26 protein-coding genes and 1 tRNA gene are annotated in these 23,501 nt (G+C 69.0%); 22 read left to right on the top strand and 5 right to left on the bottom strand.

What is annotated here, in order from left to right:
• Positions 1-138: 138 nt before the first annotated feature.
• Complete coding sequence (locus ACQPZF_RS01025) at positions 139-3,318, bottom strand: hypothetical protein (protein ID WP_433267278.1); 3,180 nt, start codon at positions 3,316-3,318, stop codon at positions 139-141.
• Positions 3,319-4,020: 702 nt separating this feature from the next.
• Between ACQPZF_RS01025 and ACQPZF_RS01020 the strand changes: the two genes are divergently transcribed.
• Positions 4,021-4,305 (top strand): hypothetical protein, encoded by a 285-nt coding sequence (locus ACQPZF_RS01020; protein WP_433267276.1) that lies wholly within the window; start codon positions 4,021-4,023, stop codon positions 4,303-4,305.
• Between the two features lie 62 nt (positions 4,306-4,367).
• Here ACQPZF_RS01020 and ACQPZF_RS01015 read toward each other — a convergent pair whose 3' ends face one another.
• Positions 4,368-5,318: a 2-hydroxyacid dehydrogenase gene (locus ACQPZF_RS01015; RefSeq protein WP_433267274.1), complete on the bottom strand. Its 951-nt coding sequence runs from the start codon at positions 5,316-5,318 to the stop codon at positions 4,368-4,370.
• Complete coding sequence (locus ACQPZF_RS01010; RefSeq protein WP_433274988.1) at positions 5,303-6,160, bottom strand: GntR family transcriptional regulator; 858 nt, start codon at positions 6,158-6,160, stop codon at positions 5,303-5,305. Before ACQPZF_RS01010 ends, ACQPZF_RS01015 begins: the two co-directional genes overlap by 16 nt.
• Before the next feature lie 656 nt (positions 6,161-6,816).
• Here ACQPZF_RS01010 and ACQPZF_RS01005 point away from each other — a divergent pair.
• From ACQPZF_RS01005 to ACQPZF_RS00905, 21 genes are all read left to right on the top strand, one after another.
• Complete coding sequence (locus ACQPZF_RS01005) at positions 6,817-7,137, top strand: hypothetical protein (RefSeq protein WP_433267272.1); 321 nt, start codon at positions 6,817-6,819, stop codon at positions 7,135-7,137.
• Positions 7,137-7,469, top strand: a complete 333-nt coding sequence (locus ACQPZF_RS01000; protein ID WP_433267270.1) for a hypothetical protein — start codon at positions 7,137-7,139, stop codon at positions 7,467-7,469. Before ACQPZF_RS01005 ends, ACQPZF_RS01000 begins: the two co-directional genes overlap by 1 nt.
• 69 nt (positions 7,470-7,538) lie before the next feature.
• Positions 7,539-7,901 (top strand): RRQRL motif-containing zinc-binding protein, encoded by a 363-nt coding sequence (locus ACQPZF_RS00995; RefSeq protein ID WP_433267268.1) that lies wholly within the window; start codon positions 7,539-7,541, stop codon positions 7,899-7,901.
• Between the two features lie 64 nt (positions 7,902-7,965).
• Positions 7,966-8,118 (top strand): hypothetical protein, encoded by a 153-nt coding sequence (locus tag ACQPZF_RS00990; RefSeq protein ID WP_433267266.1) that lies wholly within the window; start codon positions 7,966-7,968, stop codon positions 8,116-8,118.
• 84 nt (positions 8,119-8,202) lie between these two features.
• Positions 8,203-8,391, top strand: a complete 189-nt coding sequence (locus ACQPZF_RS00985; protein ID WP_433267265.1) for a hypothetical protein — start codon at positions 8,203-8,205, stop codon at positions 8,389-8,391.
• 55 nt (positions 8,392-8,446) lie between these two features.
• Positions 8,447-8,935, top strand: coding sequence for a Pycsar system effector family protein (locus ACQPZF_RS00980; protein WP_433267263.1), 489 nt, complete (start codon positions 8,447-8,449; stop codon positions 8,933-8,935).
• Positions 8,936-9,012: 77 nt separating this feature from the next.
• Entirely contained in the window at positions 9,013-9,213 is a 201-nt protein-coding gene (locus ACQPZF_RS00975) for a hypothetical protein (protein ID WP_433267261.1), read from the top strand.
• A gap of 55 nt (positions 9,214-9,268) precedes the next feature.
• Positions 9,269-9,445, top strand: a complete 177-nt coding sequence (locus tag ACQPZF_RS00970; protein WP_433267259.1) for a hypothetical protein — start codon at positions 9,269-9,271, stop codon at positions 9,443-9,445.
• Positions 9,446-9,550: 105 nt separating this feature from the next.
• Entirely contained in the window at positions 9,551-10,165 is a 615-nt protein-coding gene (locus ACQPZF_RS00965) for a hypothetical protein (protein ID WP_433267257.1), read from the top strand.
• Complete coding sequence (locus ACQPZF_RS00960; protein ID WP_433267255.1) at positions 10,165-10,428, top strand: hypothetical protein; 264 nt, start codon at positions 10,165-10,167, stop codon at positions 10,426-10,428. The genes ACQPZF_RS00965 and ACQPZF_RS00960 overlap by 1 nt, the downstream gene beginning before the upstream one ends.
• Positions 10,425-11,603: a hypothetical protein gene (locus ACQPZF_RS00955; RefSeq protein ID WP_433267253.1), complete on the top strand. Its 1,179-nt coding sequence runs from the start codon at positions 10,425-10,427 to the stop codon at positions 11,601-11,603. Before ACQPZF_RS00960 ends, ACQPZF_RS00955 begins: the two co-directional genes overlap by 4 nt.
• Positions 11,600-13,843 (top strand): zonular occludens toxin domain-containing protein, encoded by a 2,244-nt coding sequence (locus ACQPZF_RS00950; RefSeq protein WP_433267251.1) that lies wholly within the window; start codon positions 11,600-11,602, stop codon positions 13,841-13,843. Before ACQPZF_RS00955 ends, ACQPZF_RS00950 begins: the two co-directional genes overlap by 4 nt.
• Positions 13,844-14,212: 369 nt before the next feature.
• Positions 14,213-14,380: a hypothetical protein gene (locus ACQPZF_RS00945; RefSeq protein WP_433267249.1), complete on the top strand. Its 168-nt coding sequence runs from the start codon at positions 14,213-14,215 to the stop codon at positions 14,378-14,380.
• A 68-nt stretch (positions 14,381-14,448) separates the two neighbouring features.
• Positions 14,449-15,150, top strand: a complete 702-nt coding sequence (locus tag ACQPZF_RS00940) for a PP2C family protein-serine/threonine phosphatase (RefSeq protein ID WP_433267247.1) — start codon at positions 14,449-14,451, stop codon at positions 15,148-15,150.
• Positions 15,151-15,229: 79 nt separating this feature from the next.
• Complete coding sequence (locus ACQPZF_RS00935) at positions 15,230-15,616, top strand: hypothetical protein (RefSeq protein WP_433267245.1); 387 nt, start codon at positions 15,230-15,232, stop codon at positions 15,614-15,616.
• A 93-nt stretch (positions 15,617-15,709) separates the two neighbouring features.
• Positions 15,710-17,257 carry a DNA cytosine methyltransferase gene (locus tag ACQPZF_RS00930; protein ID WP_433267243.1) on the top strand — a complete coding sequence of 516 codons (1,548 nt, stop codon included), beginning with the start codon at positions 15,710-15,712 and terminating at the stop codon, positions 17,255-17,257.
• A gap of 20 nt (positions 17,258-17,277) precedes the next feature.
• The gene (locus ACQPZF_RS00925) at positions 17,278-17,652 is read left to right on the top strand and encodes a hypothetical protein (protein WP_433267241.1); all 375 of its coding nucleotides are present in this window, start codon (positions 17,278-17,280) and stop codon (positions 17,650-17,652) included.
• A 301-nt stretch (positions 17,653-17,953) separates the two neighbouring features.
• Entirely contained in the window at positions 17,954-19,015 is a 1,062-nt protein-coding gene (locus ACQPZF_RS00920; protein ID WP_433267239.1) for a bifunctional DNA primase/polymerase, read from the top strand.
• Positions 19,016-19,062: 47 nt separating this feature from the next.
• Positions 19,063-20,757: a hypothetical protein gene (locus ACQPZF_RS00915; protein WP_433267237.1), complete on the top strand. Its 1,695-nt coding sequence runs from the start codon at positions 19,063-19,065 to the stop codon at positions 20,755-20,757.
• A 500-nt stretch (positions 20,758-21,257) separates the two neighbouring features.
• The gene (locus tag ACQPZF_RS00910) at positions 21,258-21,557 is read left to right on the top strand and encodes a helix-turn-helix domain-containing protein (protein ID WP_433267235.1); all 300 of its coding nucleotides are present in this window, start codon (positions 21,258-21,260) and stop codon (positions 21,555-21,557) included.
• Positions 21,558-21,567: 10 nt separating this feature from the next.
• Complete coding sequence (locus tag ACQPZF_RS00905) at positions 21,568-22,878, top strand: tyrosine-type recombinase/integrase (RefSeq protein WP_433267233.1); 1,311 nt, start codon at positions 21,568-21,570, stop codon at positions 22,876-22,878.
• Between the two features lie 77 nt (positions 22,879-22,955).
• Here ACQPZF_RS00905 and ACQPZF_RS00900 read toward each other — a convergent pair.
• Positions 22,956-23,040, bottom strand: a tRNA-Ser gene (locus tag ACQPZF_RS00900).
• Between the two features lie 21 nt (positions 23,041-23,061).
• Complete coding sequence (locus tag ACQPZF_RS00895; protein WP_433274986.1) at positions 23,062-23,493, bottom strand: MarR family winged helix-turn-helix transcriptional regulator; 432 nt, start codon at positions 23,491-23,493, stop codon at positions 23,062-23,064.
• Between the last annotated feature and the right edge of the window lie 8 nt (positions 23,494-23,501).

The raw sequence follows: 23,501 nt of genomic DNA, 5'->3' as shown, positions 1-23,501 counted from the left end.
GCCACCTCGATTCCACTGCGCAGTTGGTTAGCGACGCTAACACTGTGCGGGGCAGGTCGCGGTGTGGGCCGCATGACACAAGCACGGGGCGTGGTGCTCGTCCGCACCACGCCCCGTGCACGCCCTAACGGGCCGATCTCACGCCGTGCGGCGTCGGCTCGACATCACCACGACGAACCCGAGCACCAGCACGAGCCCGCCCAGCAGGCCGAGACTGACCACGCTCGCGCCGGTGTCGGCCAGCTCGCCGCCCTCGGCGTTCGGCCCGCCCGCGACCGGGGGCTGTCCCGGCGCGTCCGGGTCACCGGGCGCGTCCGGGTCGCCCGGCGGGTCCACCCACGGGTCGGCCACCTCCGGGCCGGGCACCACGTGGATGTTCTGCACGTGGGTCTCGCCGCGCACCGCCGTGATCAAGGGGCGCTTGCCGTCGTCCAGCTTCCACGGCCCCACCACGACCGGCTTGTACATGCCCGTCTTGAGGTCCGGGAACGTGAACGCGCCCGATCCGTCGGCCACCGCCCGCGCGACGGGCTGCTCGGTGAAGTAGTCCAGCAGCACGACCTTCACGTCCGGCACGCCCTGGTACGGGTACTTGCTGCCGGTGACCACCTGGCCGTTGACGGTCGTCGTCACGCCGGTCACCTTCGCCAGGTCGTTCGCCCACGGCAACCCGTCGCCGTGGGTCGGGCCGAACCCGCAGTTGATCGACATCAGACCGTGGTCGGCGGCGTACGCGGGGATCGTGTCGACCACGTGGAACTCGCGCGTCTCACCGGCCTTCAGCACGACGCCGGGGCCGTTGTAGGCGAACGGTCCCCACTCCGGACCGGTGTCCGGTCCGGGCAGGTTGCCGGCGCAGAACATCTTCACCAGCAGCTCGGGGCCGTCGTTGGTCAGCGTGATCTTCACGCGGACCTGCTCGTCCTTGTCGTAGGACTCCTTGTCGAACTCGATCGCCGCGTGCAGCTCGTCCGACAGCGGGCGCACCAGGCGCAGCTCCACCTGCGTGGTCTGCCCTGCCTCGACGGTGAACTTGCCGTAGTAGTCGAACGGCCTGGCCCAACCCGTGTCGTCGGTCGTCACGTACGTCTGGTGGACACCGGCGGGTGCGTCGTCCAGCCGGAACCGGCCGGCGCTGTCGGTGCGCCCGTCGGACGACCGGCTCGGCAGGCCGCCGTAGAAGCTCAGCTTGACGTCCGGCAGGGCTTCGCCCTGGTCGAACGCGCCGTTGTCGTTGGCGTCGCCGTAGACGAGGACGTCGGCGTCACCGGTCTGGTAGACGACCTTGGACGAGAGGTCGAAGGCCGTGGGGTCGGGCTGACCCGGGGAGCTGTACTGGAACGAGCCCTTCAGCCGGACCGTGTCGACCGGCGACCACGGGCGGATCGTCCCGGTGATGGCGACCTCGTGCACCTGGCCGGGCCACAACTCCACGCCGTAGCTCGGGTGGGTGAAGGTCAGCGGGCCCCACTGCGCCCTCTCGTACTGGAGGGTCGTGGCGGAGTGGTCCTCGACGAAGTGCACCCGGTACGGCCCGCCGGTGCCGTTGTTGGCGATCTTGAACCGGGCCGTCACCACGTCGCGGACGTCGTAGGCGGCCTTGTCGAAGGACGCGGTCACCTCGATCTTGGGCGAGTGCGCGGGCACGTCCCACCGCGGGCCGGCCACCACCCGGAACGTCGCCGGCGTGGTCTGGCCCGCGACGACGTCGACCGCGAGTTCCGCGCCGTTCTGGGGCTTGAACTGCCCCGGCACCACGAACTTGGCGCGGCCCGCGGCCACCCGGTTGATCCGCCACGCGCCCTTGTCGTCGGTGGTCGTCTCACCCGCCCACAGGCCGGTGCGCTGGTCGAGGACGACGATGCGCTGCCTGGTCAGCGGGCGCTCGCCGGTGCCGTCGTCGAACAGCAGGGTGCCCGCGACGTCGCCGTACCGGCCGTTGACGTCCGCGAAGTCCGAGGCGCCCCGGTAGCCGGCGGAGTTGCGGCCGTCGTTGCCGAAGTCGCAGCCGACGTAGAGGCTGCCGTAGTCGAACGCCGCCCGGGGGACGACGTCGGTGACGACCAGCGACTTGGTCTCACCGGCGGCCAGCGCGATGCCCGGACCGTCCGGGTTCAGCGCCGCCCACCCCGGGCCGGTGCCCGTCAGGCCCGGCGTCGGGCTGTTCTGGTTGCACACCGCGACCACACCGGTGAGCGGCGTGGAGCCGGCGTTCTTCAGCGTGACCTTGATCTGCACCTCGTCGCCGACGTTCACGAACGGGTCGTTCACGAACTGGACGGTCGGCACCAGCACTTCGGACACGGGGGCCACCAGCGGCACGAGGACGGTGGTGGTCTGGCCGGCCACGACGTCGAACTCGCTGGCGCCCCGCGCGGGCACCTTCGACGACGACCCCGACGAGCCGATGTTCAGCCGGTAGTGGCCGGTCGTCACGTTGGTGAACTTCACCTCGCCGGAGGCCGAGGTCTGGCCGTTGATCCGCTTGGTCTCGGACTCGCCGTTGGCGTTGAAGAAGAGTCCGCCCTGCCCCTCGCCGGCGTCCACCTGGCCGTTGCCGTTGGCGTCGACGAAGACCACCGCGTTCACCGCGCCGAGCTCACGCGGGACGCGGGCGGTGATCCGGGCATGGTTGTCGCTCGGGGTCGGGTCGGTGTCCAGCGACTCTTGCGGCCCCTGCCCGACGGTGACCTGGAAGTACACCTCGTCCGGGTTGCTGCCGCCGTAGTAGCCCTGGCGGGCGACCAGGTCGTAGGTCCGGCGCTCGCCGGGTCCGATCGTGGGACCGGGCACGCGGCGCAGGTCCAGCAGGCCGGACTTCAGCGACAGGTTGGTCATGTCGCGGAGCCGGACGTCCGTCGCGGCCACCGGGCCGACGTTCTCCACCGTGACGCGGATGGCGATGTCGGTGTCGATCGGGTAGACGGCGCGGTCGAACGACGCGGTGACCCGGAGGTCGGCGACCCGCGGCGCCTGCTCCTCGACCTCCCGCCGGAGGACCTCGGCCTGCTTGTCGGCCGGGATCTCGGGCTTGGTCTCGGCCGGGTTGTGCGACGGGGTTTCGCCCGGCGTCCCGGACGGGGTTCCGACGGGGGTCTCGCCCGGCGTTCCGGTCGGGCTTTCCACCGGGGTCTCCGCCGGCGTTCCGGTCGGGCTTTCCGTCGGGGTCTCGGTCGGCGTTCCGACCGGGGTCTCGCTCGGCGTCTCCGTGGGAGTCGGCTCCGCCGTCACGGTCTCCGTGGCCGGCGCCGCACCGTCCTGCGCCCACGCGGTGTGGCCACCAAGGGTGACGACGAGCGCGACCGCACCCGCCGTCACCGCTCTGACCAGCCGAGCGCCCGTTTTCGGGCGCGCGACAGCACTACTGCTAGACAAGGCAATGCCCCCCTGCTGAGGTCCACACCCGCTGCGGTTCCGGCGTCCCCCGAGCCGCCCGCCGAGCTGGGACTGTCAATACATTCCCGGGGAAACTACTCGAACGGGGACACCGAAAACCAGGCTCTTGCATAGTTACGCAATCCGAATGAGACCCACGCACGGCTACCGGTGATCGGAGAGAAGGCACGTGCGAATTTCGTATTGTGCCGAACATGGCAGGTACTGGGCCGGTTCCGTTGCCGCACCGAGAGGGTGCGGAGGTCCACAGAGGACCAGCCCGCACCTCTCTGACGAGCGGAAGCGGAGGGATTTGAACCCCCGGACGGTTGCCCGTCTCCCGCTTTCAAGGTATCGGCATGGCCGTACGGCACGGACCGTCAGCGACCCAACCGCAGGTCAAACCACACGCGTGAACCTCGCCGGACGGCGATGAACGACCGCTGAACCGTGGGGGATGAGACTACGTTTGAGACTAGTTCAGTCCACTCTGGACACACTGGCTGCACCAACCCGTAGGCGCTCTACGGACCTCTCAACGGCCAACGCCAGCCGCTCTGCTGCCTCCGGAGTCCCCAACACCCCCGCCCCCGCGCGGTGACCCAGGGGCAGTCAGCGGAACCAGCACCCAACTAGCATGAGGAGGTGGCCACGTTGGAGGAGATCGAAGCGCGGCTTGTCGCTGTGGAGCAGCAACTGCTGCTAGTGCGGCAGGACGCCGCCGCCGCCCGCGTGCTCGCGGGCGCGGCAGACCGTGATGTGTCGGAGTTTCGCCAGGCGCTGAACGCACACACGAAAACGCTGAACGCCTTGCGAGAAACGCAGCTTGAGCACCAACGGGAGACTCGTGACGGGTTCGCCAAGGTTCACCAGGGAATGAACGAGATCACCGGATTGCTGACCCAACTTATCGAGCAAGACCGCAAGTAGTCAGCGCAGCTTCGCGAGCGGGGGCGCTCCGGCAAGTAGGCTGCCCCATGTCGCACATGGCATCACCTCTCGATCGCGTTCGCCGGGCGACGTCCAGCAATGAATTCCTGAATCTGTTCGGCTGCAACCTCGTAGCAGAGCCTATTAGTTCCGGGCACAGTTCGGGCCGAGTGCGGGCTGATAATCACGTTCGGCGCTTTCCATAGTGGGTGCCCCTGTGGCAGCGGTTCGGGGTCCGTTACGTCCAAAGCCGCTCTAAGGCGGCCCGAACGTAGTTCCGCAACAAGCGCTTCCGTGTCTACGATCTGACCGCGTCCCACATTTACAAGTAGCGCACCGTCATCCATCAACGCCAAGAGTGCTCGCCCCATCAAACCTCTGGTTTCGTCATTCAACGGGGCGGAGATAACCACGATATCGTGACCGGGGATGAGGCGCGAGAGTTCTGACCATGAGTAGACGCCATCGCGCGCCGTGCGGGCAACAAGTGTCGAAAGTGCTCCAAAGGGGGACAGTCGCGCCGCTACCGCTGTGCCAATACTGCCAGCGCCGACGATCAATGCACGTTTGCCTGCCAATGTATCTGCCGAGAACAGCCGGTGAGCCCAAGTCTCGGAGTCCTGGAACCTAACAAGGGCTGGCCACTGGCGCATCTGAGTCAGGATCGCCGAAATAACCCACTCTGACACTGGCCCCGCATGCGCCCCTCTAGCGCTCGCCAGGGTGACATTAGCCGGGATATAAGCGATCCACTCATCGACACCGGCCGAAAGCAGTTGAACCATTCGCAATCGCGGTAGCTGCGTGATCAGCGGAATCGGCCGGTGACTTCCACGGTACGATGGAACAAGAATATCCGCCGATCGCTGCGTGTCATCCAAAACCGTAGCATCAGGGTCGTAGGCAACTACCTCGACGCCAGGAATCAACTGGATTATGCGACGCCCTACCGCATCGTCTTCTTCGTGACTTACGAGGACAGTTGCCGTCTTATCTTTCATGCCTCCTGCCACCCGCCAATTACCGTGCGGATCAGTTCACGCGCCTGGGCTTGAAGTGGTGCACCTGATGCACTGTTATCTACCGTGAAATGTCGAACGGGCGGCTCAAAATCGATATCGATCGAGTCGACGTAGCTTTCCCAGTTGTCAAGCTTGTACGCGTCACGCGCGGCACCGCGATGCCGAATATAGGTATGCATCGTACCCGCATCGCATGCAACCCAGACGATAAAGAGCTTTGCGTTCATATCGGCACATGCAGCTTCCATGCGCTTCACCCAGACAGGGTCTCCGAATTCCCGGATGAATGGTGCGGTAGCTATAACGCTCGTTCCGCACTGGACATTCTCAGTCAGCGCATTGACTAGCGCTTCGTACTCGCGCGGTCGAATGCGATTCAGGTATTCTTCGGACTCACGATCATTGGGTGAACGACCCAAGATTTCCAAGGCAGCCTCGACAACGGGGCGAGTGAGCGTGTCTTTGTCCAACATCGGCCATCCGGTTTCCCGAGCGAGCACGCGCCCAAGTTCCGTCTTACCACTTCCCGCGAATCCACCAATAAGCAGTACAGACGGCGTATCGCTCCTAACTTCGTGACGGATGCCTTGATCTGGCGCATTGATGACCCGACCAGCACGCGGCTTACTTACGACCGAGCCTTCGGTGACAAGGATCTGCATAGCCTTATCTATTGTAAATGTGCTCACATTCCACTGTTCGGCAAGGTCTCGCGTTGACGGCAACGGTTGGCCATGGCGGAGCACTCCGGCTGCGATCTGGTTCCGGATGTTGCGCGCTACCTGCTGCTGCAAGGACTCGCCGCGCGCGACGCGGGGACCTGGGCCTGACATGCCACCTCCGGGTGTGCTGGGCAACCAAGTCAGCAGCATAGCAGCTACCTCGCAACCTTGCCGACGGCGTTTCCGCAGGTAGGAGCCTACTTCGTGTCAAGTTGTGGCCAATCAGTTGACTTGGTTAGCTCGCAACTGCTAGCTTTCAGCCATGCCGCTCGATGTGGCGGCGGACACAACGGAGACAAGCAGGTTGGGAGCGTCGCTCACGCGGCGTTAGGCGGTCGGCCTTAGTGCTAGGCCCATTGCGCACGACGTATGTCCTGCATGCGCAATCGCCATGTGAGATAACGCTGCCTTTCGGCGGCTTCATAAACGCGTCTCACGTCGCTCCGAGCGGCCGTGTCCCGATGTTCGGCCGTGAAACGTGAGGGTGGCGGGGTAGCCGATTCATTTCCGTGCCGTGACCCCAGCACACCGGCCGAGACTCAGTCCGGCCAGTGATTCCCAAGTCGCTGACCTGCGCAAACCCCTGTGGGGTGGCTCGTCAGCGGCGCTATTCGTTTGGTCCGCACCGCCGTTGGGTGCCGTTCCTCCGCATCACGCCCGTCGAGCTTCACGGGTCGCCCGATCGGTTACGGCCGGGCACTGCGGGGGTTCGGGAACCAACGGCTTCACCCGGTTCCTGTCCGTTCCTACGCAAGGGGTTTCGACCGATGAACGCCAACGAGATCACGAGTGTCGGCACCGAGGTGGAGCCGACCGACGAGGACATCGCCGCGCTCGACGCCTCCGGCGTCCTGACCGCCCTGGACGCCGAGTTCCACCACCTGATCAGCCACCCGAAGCTGTCCGCCGAGCTGGCCGAGCTGCGCCGGCCGCAGCCGGTGACGACCACGGCCGTGCTGGACGGCTCCGCCCGCGCCCGCCGGGACCGCCGCATCGCGCAACGCGCCCTGGGCAGCGCGGTACGGGTCCTGCGCGTGCACGCCGCCCCGACCGGCGTGTCCGTGCAGGCCGGGACGGAGGCCGCGTGATGGGCAGGACGTTGCGGAGCTTCGACGCGCGGTTCGCCACTGCGAACGCCCGGCTGCGTGAGGTGATCCACCGGTCGAGCGACGAGGGCTGCCACGACAAGGGCTATGACGAGTTCGACTGGGTGGCGTACTACCGGGACATGGTCGAGGCGCACTCCGCCATGGCTGCGGTGTACACGGAGGCACAGGACGTGGTCGAGCCCGGAAACCTGGCCTGGTCGGCGTTGTACGACGCGGCAAAGGTGCACCTGGACAGTGCCGAGGAGGCGGGCCGGTCGTTGACCGCGTACCTGGCGCGTGTCGCCGGGGCGGCTGCGGAGCGGGTGGCGTAGTGGCCCGCCGGTTCCCCTGGGTGCTGGTCCCGTCTGTGCCGTGGGCCGAAGGCCCGCAGTACACGCGGGGTGTGCACGAGGGGTTGCCGTTGCTGTCCTACGGCTGCGCCCCTCCGGGACAAGCTCGCCACGTTCCGGCAGTTACGGGCGTTGGGTCTGCGGCCCGGCGGGCAGGACCCGGTGGCGGTGTTGTACGTGCGGCACAACGGGTCCGGCAAGACCTCGTTCGCGTCGCTGTACCTGATCGACCGCGCCCTGCCGGTCCGGCCGATGACACCCGCCCGGTGGACCGCGCTGGCCAAGGCCAACCTCGCCCGCCGCCTCTGCCGCAACTGCGGCAAAGACCCCCTCTACGTCGTGCCCACGAGCACCGGGCAGTGCTGGCCCTGCTTCGAAGCAGACGGGCACACCGAGATGCAGTCGGCCGCCTGACAGCCGACGTCGTGACCCGCGCATTGAGCGCGGACGAACCACTACCGCACTGGAGGACATCCCCATGGGCATCACCGACAGGCTCCGCGCCGCGATCGCCGACAAGGTCGACCAGGCCAAGGACGAATGGGCCGGCTGGACCCCGCCCCCGTCCCGCGCCGAACGCGCCGCCGACAACGCCGCGCACGAGGCCGGAACGCCGGCCGATCCTCGCTAGCCCCGGCCGGGGCGGGTGCCTCCGCCAGAAGATCCCCGCCCCGACCGGTCTCCATCCAGCACTCACGTACCGGAAGGAAGCCTCATGCACGACAACAACACCACCCTCAGCCTATCGGCCCCGGTCGCCACCGCCACCGACATCGGAACCGCCCCGGAACCCACGACCGCCGTCATGGCCAACGGCGGCGAAGGCTTCACGTGGAAGTGCGGCGTCTGCGGGCTCGAAAACAGCGCCACTCTGGACCGTTGCAGCAACTGCGGCAAATGGTGACCCGCCCCGATTGTCCACACCAGACACAGACTGCGCAGAAAGGGGTGGACGGTTGATGACCGCGCAGGATTCGTCCCGGTGGGAAGTCGGGGTGCGGGTGGAGTTGGCGCACGCCGACGCGGCGGCGCAGATCGTGCGGGCCGACACCAAGGCGGCCGGGCTGTTGCCGCTGTTCGGTGGTGCGCTGGCGGGTGTGGTGGCGTTGGCCACCAGGCCGTTGCCGTCCGCCGCCGGGCTCGTGTTGTGGGGCGCGGCGGTGCCGGCGCTGGTGGCGGTGCTGTTGCTGTTGCTGGTGCTGCGCCCGAGGTTCGGGCCGGGCGACGACTTCGGGTTCTCGTTCCTGGCGCGGTTCGCCGACGAGCCGGCGGGTCTGCTGGACACGCTGGCCGGGCAACCGGCCGGTGCCGAGGTGCAGGCGGCCGACGCGGTGCGTCTGGCGGTGATCGCGGCCACCAAGTTCCGGCGGGTGCGCGGCGCGGTGGACTGCCTGCTGCTGTCGCTGCTGCTGGTCGCCGCAGCGCTGGCCGTGACGGCGGTGGCCTGATGTGGCTGGACCGCACCGCCTGCCACGGCGGCTGGACCTTCCCGGACGACGACCCCGACCAGTGAGGAGACCGCGTCATGTTCATCCCGGACCCCGTGGGCACCGCCCACAAGTGCAAGCAGGGCTGCGGTCTGACCACCGTGCTCGCCAACCTCGGTGACGGCCGGATGGTGCGCGTGCACTGCGGTACCCACCGCACCGCCTGCCCCGGCCGACCCACCCGGCAGGTATCGCACACCTGGCCCGCCCGCTTCCAACGGCCCGCACAGGCCGCCTGACCTGCGCCGGCCGGACTCGCCACAACGACTACCGATGACACAAGGAGAGATCGACATGGCCTGGTCACAGAAGAAGCAGGCCGAGGTCGCCGCGAAGCTGACGGCGGGCACCTCGGACTGGATCACCGGCTTCGCCAACCGCCGCCCCGACGACGAGGAATTGCAGCGCCTGGCCTGCCGCGCCGCCGACGCCGCGCTGGAGGCGCGCCGCCTGGCCGACGAGGAACGCTGACCAACCCCGACACCGCGCCCGGACCGGCGGCCCACTCCCGCCAAGAAGAACGCCGCCGGTCCGGCCTATCCCGTCCACCAGCACGTGACCAGTGGAGACCCCACGATGACACACCGCATTTCGCGGGACACCGCACCCGCGCACCTCCAGACACCGCACCACCTGCGCGCCCTGCTCGCCGTGATCGGCCACGGTGTGGCACGACCCACGCCCACCGCACCGGCCGACGACCGCGCCCACTGGTGGTTCGTGCTCGGCGACCTGTGGCGCGAGTTCGCACGCAAGACCGGCGACCCGTTCGCCTGGGAAACCGCCCACGACCTGGCGGAGCACGCCGACCAACAGGCCCACCGGATCACGGACGGCATCCCGGTCAGGCCGTGGCCGGCCGACGCCGGTCGGCCGCGCATCGTGTGCATCAGCGGGTCGATGCGGTTCGAGGAGCAGATGCGCGTGGCCGCCGTCGAAGAGTCCCTCGCCGGCCGCATCGTGTTGATGCCGCACGTGAACACGACACGACCGCTGCCGGTGTCGCTTCCGGCCGGGTGCGACCCGAAACCCGGTCTGGACACGCTGCACCTGGCGAAGATCGACCTTGCGGACGAACTGCTCGTGATCGCGCCTGGTGGCTACATCGGGGAATCCACCCGTGAGGAGATCGCCTACGCGCACAGGCAGGGCAAGCCGGTCCGGTCCCCGGTCCCCCCGGCGGTGGCGTGATGGGTGCCGTCCCGGTCCTGCTGGCCGTGCTGGGCGCTGTGGTCGTCCTGCTGGTCGTGGTGCTGCTGTGGAAGCTGCTGGTCTGCGCCGGGCTGATCGGCCTGGCGCAGTGGGCGGTGGTCACCCAGACCGACGACCCGGCCCTCGTGATGCTCGTGCTCGGGCTGCCGTCGCTGGTGACCGCGCTCGCCTTGTCCCGTCTGTTCTCCCGACCGGCCGGGTTCCGGCACGGCCGGTTCCACCGGAAAGGGGTGCTGCGATGACCGCCACGTTCTACGACCGCCGGGCCGAACGGACCGCCGCGCAGGCCCAGGCGGTGCAGGCCCAGGCCGCTGCCGAGCAGACCCGCGCACAGACCGCGCTGACCCTGGTCCAGGTCGACCAGGCCCGCGTGCAGGCAGCCGCGGACTTCGCCGACCGGCGCGCCCGCCGGGAGCAGGAGGCACGTGACGCCGCTCGTGCCCGGCGCCGCGCCACCCGGCGGGCGGTGGCCGCCCGGCTGCCCGACTGGCTGCTCTCGGCGTTGTGGGCCACCGTCATCGTCTCCCCGATCACGATCGCGTGGCGGTCCCAACAGGACTTCGCCGCCACCACACTGCACCTGGGCTGGTGGGGCTGGCTGTTCCCGCTGGCGGTCGAGTCCGGGGCGTGGGTGTGCGCGTTCGAGGCACACCGCCGCAGGCGGGCCGGTCTGCCGGTCGGGGCGCTGCCCACCTGGATGTGGGTGCTGGGTGGGGTGGCCGCCGCGATCCAGTTGCTGCACAACGCCACCGATCACGGTGTGGTGGTCGGGGTGGTGCTGGCGGCCATGTCGCTGCTCGGGGTGCTGCTGCACCACGTGCGGCAGTCCGCCGACCACGCCGCCGCCGAAGGCCGCTCGGGTGCGCAGTTGCGGCGCGCGTTGTGGCGACGGCTGCGCTACCCCCGCCTGTCGTGGGCCGCCGCCGCGATCCACGCGGCCCGCACCGACACCCCCGTGGAAGCGGCGTGGCGTGCGGCGTGGGTCGACCGCTACGGCGTCGGCCCCGACTCCACCCGCCGTGACCGCCGGTTGGCGCGGGTCATCGTGCGCCATCAACGCCGCGCCGACCGCCGCGCCGCCCGCGAGGGCGCGCTGACCATCCTGGGTGGGGTCATCGTCCCGGTCACCCTGACCCCGCCCGACACCACCGCCGCCGCCGGCATCGGGGAGGTCGACCCGCCGCGCGCCGCACCCGACGCACCGGGCGGGGAAACCGCGATCGTACAGCGCGAACACGGCTCGGGGCTCAGTGCGAAAGCGGCGGAGCTGCTGCCCGCCGTACAGGCCGCGATCACCGCCGGCGACCTGCCCGCGCGCCCGTCCGCGCGCGCCATCCTGGCCCGCTTCGGCGGGTCCACCAAGACCGCCAGCGAAGTCCGTGACGCCCTGACCGACCGCCAGGAGGTGACCCCGTGACCACCACCACCGCACCCACCCCGGACCCCGACGACGTGCCCGACAACGTACGCGCGCTGCGCCCGGACGTGCCCGGCCCGGACGTGGGGCCGGCGGAGATCGAGCCGGCCACGGTGGTCGAGGGCGAGATCCTGTCCGAGGAGGAGTCCGCGGATTTGGACCGCCGGTTGGCGGCGCAGAGCGCGGCCCGCGCGGTGGTGGCCCGGACCCGGGTGGCCGGTCGCAAGGCCGCGCCGGTCGCGCGGGGTGCGGGTCGGTGGGTGCTGCGCAACGCCGGGTACGCGGTGGCGGGTTCCCGGATCCGGCGTGAGGAGCGGCGCAACCGCCGCAGGCACCTGGACCTGGAACAGGCCATCACCACCCTGCGGGTCAACGCCAGGAACTCCGAGGACTTCCACGTGCTGCGGGAGCTGGAGGAGACGTTGGAGCGGCGGCGCTCCGGTGTGGCGCAGCGCGGCCGGGAACGCCGTATCGAGGTGCTGCGCTGGTCGGGTGGCGTGATCCTGCTGGTCGGCGGGGTGCATGTGGTGGTCCTGGGCTACGCGGCGGCACAGGCCGTGCTCGGCGCGGGGTCGCTGACCGACCGGTGGACCGACGTGGTGGGGTTCTGGACCACCGTGGCCGAGCTGTCCCCGGTCGGCGGCTACTGGTGGGTCTGGGCCGTCGGCGGCGCGGTGTCGTGGGCGGCGCGCACCATCCCGGCCGGCCGCTCGCGCGGCACGTTGCCGATGTGGGCGGTGGACACCGAGGCGGTACCGGCGGACGGGCGCAGCATCATCCCCGACGAGTCGTCGGTGCTGACCGCGCTGCGACACCTCAGCGGGCTGCCCAAGCTCAAGGAGGCGTTCAAGAAGGGCTGGGGCACCAGCGTCACCCCGATGTGGGTGCAGCCGCCGGTCATGGACGGCAAGGGCTGGCGCATGCAACTGGTGCTGCCGCTCGGGGTGCCGGTGGAGGAGATCGTCAAGCGCAAGACCGTGCTGGCGCACAACCTCGTGCGCACCCCGACCGAGGTGTGGCCCTCCGAACCGAAGGGACAGGCCGGAGTGCTGGACCTGTGGGTGGCCAACCCGGGCGCACTGTCCGGACCTGTCGACCCGTGGCCGCTGCTGGACGGCGACGGCCCCACCGACTACTTCACCGGGATCCCGGTCGGGGTCAACATCCGCGGTGAGCAGGTGGTGGCCCAACTGTTCCAGCGCAACTACGTCGCGGGCGGGGTGATGGGCTCGGGCAAGTCCAGCCTCTACATCACCCTGGTCGCCGGGGCGGTACTCGATCCGCTGGTCGAGGTGGACGTGTTCGTCTTCGCCGAGAACTTCGACTACGAACCGCTACGGCCCCGGCTGCGCACGCTGCGCACCAGCGGGGACAAGGAGACCGTCAAGGCGTGCCTGGACACCCTGGAGGCGCTGTACGGCGAGCTGGAGACGCGGGGCAAGGCGTTGCGGGAGAACAAGGAACGCGCCGTGAACCGCAAGGTCGCCGAACGCGACGCGCGTCTGCGGCCCCGGGTGGTGGTGCTGGACGAGTGCCAGATCCTGTTCATGGACGAGGACTACGGCGAACGTGCCGCCGACGTGGTCATGAAACTGGTCTCCACCGCCCGCAAGTACGCCGTCACCATCATGTTCGCCACACCGGAGGCGTCCACGCAGTCCCTGCCGCGCAAGGTCACCGCCGTGACCTCGTGCAAGGCCTGCTTCGCCATCGGCGACCAGCAGGGCAACGACGCCGTACTCGGCACCGGCTCCTACAAAGCCGGCATCTCGTCGGTGGACCTGGAACCGTCCACCGACGAAGGCCCCGGCGACGTCGGGACCGCGATGGTGCGCGGCATCATGGCCAAACCCGGCGTGCTGCGCTGCCACTACCTCAACGCCGAGGAGCTGGCCGACGTAGCCGCCCGCGCGATGGAACTACGCGCCGCCCACGCCCCCGCCCGCAGCGGCGACCACACCGACCGGGAGCCCGCACCGGACTTCCTGACCGACCTCGCCCGCGCTCTGGGCGACCAGACACGGATGCGCACCGCCGTCGCGCTGCGCGCCCTGATCGACCACAACCCCGACCACTACGGCGACTGGACCGCCAAGACCTTCGCCGCCGCGCTGCGCGACACGCACGTGCCCATCCGCAAGAGCGACGGCGACAGCCTGGTCAAAGCCGACGACATCACCGAAGCCATCACTCTCCGTGACAACGAGCAGGGCGACGACACCGACGACGACGACGCCTGACCACCGCTCGCGACACCCAGCCGGCGGCAGGGAAGCCGGACAGGGAACCACCATCGGACAGGGATTTTCCCCTGACCCCTTCCCTGACCTCGCCTCCCTGCCCCCACCAGCAGCGAACCACACCAGGGAAGATCCACACAGGACGGCCGCGACCAGCCGAAACCGGCCCCACAGCACCTTCTGCGTCCCTGTCCACAGCTTCCCTGGCCACCCCGCAGCACGCACCGACAGCTCCCGAATCCCGCTCGCTGCGTCGACCCCCGCTTGCCCACATCTCGCTACACACAGTGACCATCGCGCACGCCGGATCCGACCCGCCGGCGCGGACCTGCGCGGGCGCAATCACCCACACACCAAGGAGAACAGGCCGTGTCCGACGACAACCTGATCCACCTCGAAGCCTCCCGCAGTTGGTGGAACGGCAAGTCCACCACCGTCTGCGGCCTGACCGTCGACAAGCCCAAAGCCGTGTGGACCTGGTTCACCAGCCGCACCTGGTGCCGCACCTGCAAAGCCGCAGACAAAGCCGCCAAGTAGCAGCGCACCACGACGACGTGACACACCCGCACACCCACGTTCGCACCGTCCACAGGAGACATCTCATCGTGAGCACCACGCGCACCGTCACCGTCCACACCGCCACCCACATCGGCGCACGCAGCCACCAGTGCGACGCCACCGCCACCGCCACCGGGCCGGACGGCACCACCGCCGTGGCCCTGATCGACGGCATCGGCAGCAACGACACCGTCGCCGCCACGGTGCCGCTGCTGGCCGAAGTCGCCGCCCGCGTCGGCGCACGCCGGGGGGCACTGGCCGGACTGCTCGCCGCCGCCGAACTCGTGTCCTCCGGTACCGCCGACATCACCACACCCAACGCGGTCGGCGTGCTGGCGGTGACCTACCCGGACGGCGAAACCAGCATCGCGCACTGCGGCGACACCCGCGCCTACTCCCTGGACCCCAGGAACAACCTCAGCGGCCACACCGCCGACCACACCGTCGCGCAGATGCTCCGCGACCACGGCTACCACGGCTCCACCTGGGACCTTGACGCCCACGTCCGCACCACCCTGGCCCGCGCCACCGTCGCGTCCATCACCACCACCAGCACCCGCGACCCGCTGGTGATCCTCACCAGCGACGGCATCCACAAGCCCCTGACCGATCCCGAAATCGCCACGCTCACCGCAGAGCACCCCCACCCCCGGCAACTAGCCGACCACCTGGTCACCGCAGCACTCGCCGGCCCCCAGGACGAGGACGGACCGGACAACACCACCACCGCCGTCATCCACATCCGCTGACCCGCCCCACCCCGGCCCGGTGCGCCACACCCGCAGCCGGCCGCGTCGCATCGTTCCGCCCATCGACAGGAGCCACGCCATGTCCGCATCCACCGTCCCTACCGAACCGACCCTCGCGGAGGTCGCCTCCGGCGCTCTGGTCACCGCCACCGTGGCCAACGGAAAGGGGGACATCCCCGTCGTCGCGGAGACCACCACCACGCCGGGACTGCTCGTCGCCCCGACCGTCCGACGCGACGAGCACGGCGATGCCGGCTTCGTCGGCGACTTCAACGTCCTGCACACCGCATCCGGAAAGTTCGTGTGGTCCAACGGGCACCTGTCCCTCCAGCACGCCCGCGCGATCGCGGCGGCACTCGCCGGACCGGACTGGACCCGCGACCAGCACCACCTGACGACCACCCCCGAGGTCAAGGCGCGCGTCCTCGCCGCCTACACCGCGCTGTTCATCGACACCGACTTCTAGCCCCACCAGCCCGGTGCCGCGCCCACGTGACCACCCCGGTGGGCGCGGCACCGCGCCACCGTCCACAGGCGACACGATCCCTGGAGTTGCAGCATGCTGACCGTTACGGACCTGTTCTGCGGAGCCGGTGGCTCCGGGCTCGGTGCCACGTCAGTCCCCGGTGTCGAACTGGCCATGGCCGCGAACCATTCGCCGCAGGCCATCGAGACCCATTCGGCCAACTTCCCGTTCTGCGCACACGACTGTGCGGACATCAGCCAAGTGGAGCCGCGTCGATACCGGCGGACGAACATCCTGTGGGCATCGCCGGAGTGCACCAACCACAGCGTCGCCAAGGGCCGCAAACAGGGTCTCCGCCCGGACGAGCCCGGCCTGTTCGGCGAGCCGTTGCCCGACCACGTCGCGGAGCGCTCCCGCGCGACGATGTGGGACGTGCCCCGGTTCGCCGAAGCGCACCGATACGACGCCGTGATCGTGGAGAACGTGGTCGACGCGGCAGCGTGGCCACCGTTCCAGGCGTGGCTGATGGCCATGGACTCCTACGGCTACGACCACCACATCGTCTACCTGAACTCCATGCACGCCCCCGCGATCGCCGCACCCCGTGCGCCGCAGAGCAGAGACCGGATGTACGTCGTGTTCTGGCGCAAGGGCAACCGGGCGCCGGACCTGGAGCCACGCCCGCCGGGTTGGTGCACCGCGTGCGACCGCCGGGTGGAGACGCGGCAGGTGTTCAAGGCCCGGTCGAAGTCCTGGCCGCTGGCGCGGTGGGGCCGCTACCGGGCGCAGTACGTCTACGTGTGCACCACGCCGGGCTGCGGCCGGCCGGTCGAGCCGTATACGTTGCCCGCCGCGTCCGCGATCGACTGGACGACACCGGGTGAACGCATCGGCGACCGCCGCAAGCCGCTGTCGGACAAGACCGTCGCGCGGATCAAGGCCGGACTGACCCGGTACGGCGTGCCGCAACTGGTCCCGTCGGGCGGGACGTGGAACGAGGACGCCCAACCGGTCTCGATGCCGTTCCGGGCCCGCACCACACGGGAGAACGAAGGGCTGATCGTGCCGGTCGAGGGCCGGCCCGGCAACGCCGCCGCGCCCGCGTCGGTGCCGATGCGCACGCAGACCACCCGGCACGAGTCCGCGCTGGTGGTGCCGTACTACTCCACCGCCGGGACGGCGCACCCGGCCGACCGGCCGATCGGGACGCTCACCACGCTGGACCGCTACGGGCTGGCGTTCATCGCCGAACTGCGCGGCGGTGGCAGCACCGCGCGCGACGTGCGTGAACCGCTGGCCACCGTCACCGCCAACGGCAACCACCACATGCTGGTGCGGCACAACACCGTCCGCGGTGACGCGGGCTACCTGTCCACCCCGGTCGCCGAGCCGATGCGGACGCTGACCACGGCCGGTCATCAGTCCCTCGTGGGGTGGTCGGACACGCCACCGCTGGTGGAGGACTGCACGTTCCGGATGCTCACCGTTCCGGAGATCCAGGCCGCGATGGCGTTCACCCCCGACTACATCGTCACCGGCAACAAACGCGAGCGGGTCAAGCAACTCGGCAACGGCGTCACGCCCCCGGCGGCCGAATTCCTGGTCGACGCCGTAGCGCGCTCCCTCGGCCACGCCGCCTGACACCACCTCGGAGAAGCGGCATGACCACCCCCGCACCACACCTCACCGACCCGCACACACCCCTGGTCGCGCTGGAAGGCGGGCCGAAACACCGCCGCTGGTTCTTCTACACCGACTGGCTCGCCACGCGCGAAGCCAGCCGGCGCGGCCGGTACCCGATCCACCACCCGTGCAGCTCCGAACGCTGCTACCTGCCCACCGGCCGGACCGCCACCAACCCCAACCCCGCCATCACCGACCGCCACGGACCCGCCCGCATCTGGACCTACGTCCACCCCGACCAATGCACCCGCATTTGGGACCACGTCCACCCCGACCAGTGGACCCGCTGGGGACGCGAATACCTCACCCCCGAAGAAGTCGCCGCACACGACCGGAGGAGGGCAGCCGCATGACCCGCGCCGGGGACGTGACCACGACACCGTCCCTGGCCCGCAGCATCCGCCGAACCCTGACCAACACCAACCTCCCCTCAGAGGTGGAAACAAACCCGCAAACCCGCATCGGGCGAGGGAACACGCGCCTGACCTGCGGCCACACCGCGCGGGTTTGGGTGCGGGTTTGGGTGCAGCGGCGGGTTCGAAACCCGCGTCCACACCCGCCGGATCCGCAGTTCCCACACGGCCCCACTACCCCCCGCGCGGGGGCTAGCAGGGCTGCCCTTGCCGCTCGCTCCGTCCCGGAAGGACTCCGCCCATGACCACGACGACGACCACGTCCACCACGGCCGCGCAGGTCGCGCTGTGGCTGGCCGACCGGCAGGGCTGGCACGTGCTCCCGTTGCACCCCGGCACCAAACGCCCGCTCGCCGGGTGCGCGGACTGCCGGGGCGGTGGACGCCACCCGATCACCGAGTGCCCGTGCCTGGCCCGCCGGGACGGCGCGCTGTGCCACGGGGTGTGGGCCGCCACCGCCGACCCGGCCGTGATCCGGCGGTGGTCGGCGCGGTGGCGAAGCGGAGTGTGGGCGGTGCACCTGGGCGCGTCCGGGCTGCTGGCGGTGGACCTGGACGCCCACGGCGGCACCCCACCCGCCCAACCGCTCAACGGCGTGCCCTGGCCCGCCGATCAGCCGCCGCCGGCCGACGGCATCGACACCTACGCCACACTGGCCGGCCTACGCGACGCCGCCGTCGACCCCGGCACCCTGTCCACCCAGACCCCTTCCGGCGGGCTGCACCTGCTCTACACCGCCCAACCCGGCCGCTGGAAGTCCAGCAGCGGCCGGGCCCACGACGACGGCACCGTGCGCAGCGGCCTGGGCTGGCAGATCGACATCAAGGCCCACGGCGGCTACGTCGTGTTGCCCGGTTCCACCACCCCGGCCGGTGCCTACCGGCGCGCCTCCGACGCTCTCAGCGCCGCCCCACTGCCCGCCTGGCTGGCCGCAGACCTCGTGCGCACCGGACACGACCGCCACACCACGCCACACGCCGTACGCGCGCACACACGGCCGGCTGTGGAGGTCACCACGGGCGGTGGCGGAGACCGCAACACCCGCTACGCCGCCGCCGCATTGCGCAGCGCCTGCACCGAACTGGCCGGCATGGAACCCGACACCGGACGCAACCGCAAGCTGTTCCGCTCCACCACCCGACTCGCCGGGATGGTCCAGGCAGGGTGGATCGACCGCGACCGGGTGGAGACCGCCCTCACCGACGCCGCTCTTACCGCCGGCCTGCCCGCCGGGGAGATCCGTTACGCGCTGGCCTCCGGGTTCTCCCGACCCCGTACGCCCACCGAACCCCACGCCGCATGACCACCACCGAACACACCCCGGCGCGCCACGGAGAGGAGGCCCGTCGCATGACCACCGCCGAACCCGTCGTCACCACCGACACGGACACCGCGGCCGACGTCGCCACCGCCGACGGGACAGTTCCCGCCGACCGGCCGGCCATCCGTATCGGCGGCGAGGCCGACACCATCCGCACTCTCACCACCGCAGTGGCCGGTGGCGCGCTGCCCGACGTCTTCGTCGCCGGCGGGCAGTTGGTGCACCTGTCCCGCATATCCGGCGCCGCTCTGGCCGACCACGCCGCCGCCCAACCCGCCGCCCTGCCGGTGTCCGCCGACCCGGTCACCGCGTCGGGGCTGGCGTTCCTGCTGGCCCACCACACCTACGTCCACCGGCTCAAGAAGGACAAGGAAACCGGCGAGCTGACCGAGGTGGAGGCCAGCCCCACCAAGACCGCGTTGTCGGCGGTGCTGTCCTCCCGCTACTGGCCCGGTGTGCGGCCGTTGACCGGCATCGTCGGCTCACCCGTGCTGCGCCCGGACGGAACCCTGCTCCAGACCCCCGGCTACGACCCCGCCACCGGCCTCTACCACTGCCCCGCCGCCCCCGTCCCGCCCATCCCCGCCCACCCCACCGCCGACCAGGTCACCGACGCCAAAACCTTCGTACTGGGTCGGCTGCTGTGCGACTTCCCGTTCGTCGCGCCCGCCGACCGCGCCAACCACCTCGCCCTGCTGCTCGCCCCGATCCTGCGCCCCTACCTCGGGTGCCTGACCCCGTTCGGCCTGATCTCCGCCACCACCCAGTCCAGCGGCAAAACCCTGCTCGCCGAAATCCTCGGCTACATCTACGGCTGCAAAAACCTCGTCTGGCGCAAGGGCGACGACAGCGAACTGGAGAAAGCCATCACCAGCGCCCTGCACAGCGCCGCCCCGATCATGCTGTGGGACAACATCGCCGAAGGCACCGTGATCGCCTCCGCCGTACTGGCCCAACTGCTCACCTCACCACAATGGTCCGCCCGCATGCTCGGATCCTCCGGCGCAGGCTTCACCGCCACCAACAACAGGCTGTGGATGGCCACCGGCAACAACATCCGACTGGGCGGCGACATGGCCACCCGCACCGTCCTGGTCCGGCTCGACCCCAACGACCCCCACCCCGACCAACGCGACCAAACCGCGTTCGGCATCCCCCACCTGGACAATTGGCTCAAACACCCCGCCAACCGTGTCACCGTCCTGCGACACCTGCTCATCCTCGTCATGGACTGGATTCAAGCCGGCGCGCCCCGCTCCGGTCACACCATGCGGCAGTTCACCACCTGGGCGCAGGCATCCGGCGGACTCCTTGCACACCACGGCATCGACGGATTCCTGGACAACCTCGCCGACATGCGCGAAGCCGACGACGAAGACGCCGAATGGGTCGCCTTCCTCGCCCGCTGGCACGAACTCAACCACGACCGCCGCATCACCAGCCGTCACCTCCGTCAACAAGCCGAAATCGACATCGTCAACAACCAACCCGTAGACCAATGGGAAGGAGCATTCCTCACCGACGACCTGGGCCGCATCCCCTCCACCAAATCCATCGGCCGCATCCTCACCGGTCACATCGGACGCTGGCACGGCGACTACGTCATCCGCTCCGCCATGGACACCCACGCCAAAGCCCGCGTCTTCTGGGTCGAAACCCGCACCGCCGATGACCAAGCCACCGACCACCGAACCACCCACGACCACCACGACCTCTGGCAGTAGCCCGCGGCCGGGCGGCGGACCGCACACCACCCCCGCCGGCAGGCCTGCGGGTTTGAAACGCCCCCTCGCGGATTTGCTGCGGGTTTGACCCGCACCCAAACCCGCACCACATCACCGCAGGTCACAGGCCGTGCCCACCCGAACCGGCGGGTTTGCGGGTTTGACACCCCGACCCCACACCCGCACAGCACACGTACCGACCTGGGAGGCAACCTCAGTGAGCAAACAACACGGCCACCGACCCAGATCCACAGATCCGTCAGGTGGGCCGGCTTACTACCGTCCCCACGAAGTGGCAAAAATGCTCCGCTGCTCAGAATGGTGGGTAAAGGAACAGGCGCGCAATCGGCGAATACCCTCCAGATGGATCGGCGACACCACACGTTCGATGCGACGGCTCAAGCCGACGAGCTGTCCCGGCAAACACGGCCGTCCCAGCCTGACCAGCATCGGGACGGCCGGGACGCCTACCCCCTCAACCGCGTCACCGGAGGTGCAGCATGACCGCAAAAAATACCGCAGCCATCCTTGCATTGGTGGCGCAACTGACCGCGCTGCTTGCCGATAACGAACAACCATCCGATGCAGTGGAGGCAGTACCCTCTGAAGTCCGTTCTAACCGGGTGCTGCTGACTACCGAGGAAGCCGCAGAAAGGCTAGGAGTCGGACGCACCACCATGTACCGACTCATCGGTGACGGCGAGATCGAGTCGGTACAGATCGGACGTCTTCGTCGTATCCACGTGTCTGCTGTGGACACCTACGCACGGAAGCTCTTGCAACGCCCGGATGCCGCCTAGGAGGCACGATATGCCTCGCACGAAACCAACGCGCCAACCAAATGGCACATCGAGTGTCTACTACGGCAAAGACGGCTACTGGCATGGCCGTGTCACGGTCGGCACGAAAGACGACGGAACACCTGACCGGCGTCACATTATGCGCAAGGACGAGGGAGAGGTTCGCGACAAGGTCCGCGAACTGGAGAACCAGCGGAATAGCGGAGAAATCCGCAAGGCCGGCGCGAAGCGTTGGCGAGTACGCGAGTGGCTGACCCACTGGGTGGAGAACATCGCCGCACCAAACGTGCGCTACAAGACGCTTGAGGGCTACAGGACGGCGGTTTACAAGCACGTCATTCCAGCGCTGGGTCAGCGATGGATGGACCAAACCGAAGCGGAGCATTTCGAAAAGCTGTACGCGAAGATGCGGCGTAGTGGTGACTTCAAACCGGGAACCGTGCACCAGGTGCACCGCACGGCACGAACGGCGTGGCGAGAGGCACGTAAGCGGAAGGTCATCAGGGAGAACCCTTTCGATCTCGTGAAGGCACCACGGCTCGAAGAGGACGAAGTCGAGCCGTTCGAGCCCGAGGAGATCCAAGCCCTTATGACCGCCGCGCTCGTCAGGCGCAACGGCGTGCGGTTCATCCTGGCACTGGCGCTCGGTACAAGAAAAGGCGAGTCGCTTGGATTCCGCTGGTCGCGGCTCAACACCACCACCAAAGTTCTGCGTGTCAGCAAGCAACGTCAACGGCAAACGTACGAACACGGCTGCCCCGATCCGACCGCCTGCATCGCCACCCGCCACAAGACGAAGTCGTGTCCGGTCACCTGTACGAAGCATAAGAAATGTCCACCACCCTGCCCGGTTGGCTGCGTGAAGCACGCCAGATATTGCCCGGAGCGAATCGGCGGAGTCCTGGAGGTCGACGTGAAGTCGAGCAAAGGACGGCGGGGCATCCGCCTGCCCGATCAGCTTTTCGAGCTGATCGTGAGCCACAAGGAGGCACAAGACAAGGAGCGGGAAGCTGCGGGGGATCTCTGGCACGGTGGTGACTGGATGTTCACCCAACCCAACGGCAAACCGCTCGATCCTCGGGCCGACCACGACGAATGGAAGCGGCTACTGGCGGACGCCAAGGTTCGGGACGCTCGGCTGCACGACGCACGGCACACCGCCGCGACAGTCCTGCTACTGCTCGGCGTACCTCAGCGGGCAGTGATGGACTTCATGGGCTGGTCGAACACCAAGGTCGCGGAACGGTACATGCACGTCACTGCGGCCATGCGCGACGACATCGCGCACCGGCTGAGTGGGTTCCTGTGGACCCGCGAATGAGACTGTGAATGAGACTGGTCAAGGACAGGGGCGGCTCACTGGCCGGTGGACCACCCCTGTCCTTGCTGGTCAGCCTGCGGAAGCGGAGGGATTTGAACCCCCGGACGGTTGCCCGTCTCCCGCTTTCAAGGCGGGTGCATTCGGCCGCTCTGCCACGCTTCCCGGTGTCGCAGGTCCAGCAGGTTACCCGTCCAGGCCCCGCAGGTGGGTGATGACCCGGTCGAAGACCTTCGCCAGGACCTCCTGCTCGTCGCGCGACAGCAGGTCGACCATGTGCGCGCGCACGCCGTCCACGTGGGTCGGCGCGGAGCCTTCCAGGGTCTTCATCCCCAGGTCGGTCAGCTCCGCGAACACCCCCCGACCGTCCTCCGGGCACTCCCGCCGGCGCAGCAGGCCCTCGCGTTCCATCCGCGCCACCTGGTGTGAGACGCGGCTCTTGGAAGACGCCACCTCCTCCGCGAGTTGGGACATCCGCATGCGCAGTCCACGCTGTTCGGACAGCCGCACGAGCACCTCGTAGTCGGCCAACGACAGCGCGTGCCGGTCCTGCAGCTCGCGGTGCAGGCGGTCTGCCAGCATGGCGGCGCCGACCACGTAGTTCCGCCACGCGCGCATCTCGCCGT

This window comes from Actinosynnema sp. CS-041913, assembly GCF_050942485.1.
GTDB lineage: Bacteria > Actinomycetota > Actinomycetes > Mycobacteriales > Pseudonocardiaceae > Actinosynnema.
The sequence above is the reverse complement of the archived record's forward strand: the minus strand, read 5'-3'. Positions and strand labels throughout refer to the sequence as shown.

Excerpts from the sequence above, each read along its gene's own strand:
- ACQPZF_RS01010 (WP_433274988.1), bottom strand. The coding sequence starts at position 6,160 with ATGTCAGGCCCAGGTCCCCGCGTCGCGCGCGGCGAGTCCTTGCAGCAG.
- ACQPZF_RS01005 (WP_433267272.1), top strand. The coding sequence starts at position 6,817 with ATGAACGCCAACGAGATCACGAGTGTCGGCACCGAGGTGGAGCCGACC.
- ACQPZF_RS01000 (WP_433267270.1), top strand. The coding sequence starts at position 7,137 with ATGGGCAGGACGTTGCGGAGCTTCGACGCGCGGTTCGCCACTGCGAAC.
- ACQPZF_RS00990 (WP_433267266.1), top strand. The coding sequence starts at position 7,966 with ATGGGCATCACCGACAGGCTCCGCGCCGCGATCGCCGACAAGGTCGAC.
- ACQPZF_RS00985 (WP_433267265.1), top strand. The coding sequence starts at position 8,203 with ATGCACGACAACAACACCACCCTCAGCCTATCGGCCCCGGTCGCCACC.
- ACQPZF_RS00980 (WP_433267263.1), top strand. The coding sequence starts at position 8,447 with ATGACCGCGCAGGATTCGTCCCGGTGGGAAGTCGGGGTGCGGGTGGAG.
- ACQPZF_RS00975 (WP_433267261.1), top strand. The coding sequence starts at position 9,013 with ATGTTCATCCCGGACCCCGTGGGCACCGCCCACAAGTGCAAGCAGGGC.
- ACQPZF_RS00970 (WP_433267259.1), top strand. The coding sequence starts at position 9,269 with ATGGCCTGGTCACAGAAGAAGCAGGCCGAGGTCGCCGCGAAGCTGACG.
- ACQPZF_RS00965 (WP_433267257.1), top strand. The coding sequence starts at position 9,551 with ATGACACACCGCATTTCGCGGGACACCGCACCCGCGCACCTCCAGACA.
- ACQPZF_RS00960 (WP_433267255.1), top strand. The coding sequence starts at position 10,165 with ATGGGTGCCGTCCCGGTCCTGCTGGCCGTGCTGGGCGCTGTGGTCGTC.
- ACQPZF_RS00955 (WP_433267253.1), top strand. The coding sequence starts at position 10,425 with ATGACCGCCACGTTCTACGACCGCCGGGCCGAACGGACCGCCGCGCAG.
- ACQPZF_RS00935 (WP_433267245.1), top strand. The coding sequence starts at position 15,230 with ATGTCCGCATCCACCGTCCCTACCGAACCGACCCTCGCGGAGGTCGCC.
- ACQPZF_RS00930 (WP_433267243.1), top strand. The coding sequence starts at position 15,710 with ATGCTGACCGTTACGGACCTGTTCTGCGGAGCCGGTGGCTCCGGGCTC.
- ACQPZF_RS00925 (WP_433267241.1), top strand. The coding sequence starts at position 17,278 with ATGACCACCCCCGCACCACACCTCACCGACCCGCACACACCCCTGGTC.
- ACQPZF_RS00920 (WP_433267239.1), top strand. The coding sequence starts at position 17,954 with ATGACCACGACGACGACCACGTCCACCACGGCCGCGCAGGTCGCGCTG.
- ACQPZF_RS00915 (WP_433267237.1), top strand. The coding sequence starts at position 19,063 with ATGACCACCGCCGAACCCGTCGTCACCACCGACACGGACACCGCGGCC.
- ACQPZF_RS00910 (WP_433267235.1), top strand. The coding sequence starts at position 21,258 with ATGACCGCAAAAAATACCGCAGCCATCCTTGCATTGGTGGCGCAACTG.
- ACQPZF_RS00905 (WP_433267233.1), top strand. The coding sequence starts at position 21,568 with ATGCCTCGCACGAAACCAACGCGCCAACCAAATGGCACATCGAGTGTC.
- ACQPZF_RS00895 (WP_433274986.1), bottom strand. The coding sequence starts at position 23,493 with ATGCGCGCGTGGCGGAACTACGTGGTCGGCGCCGCCATGCTGGCAGAC.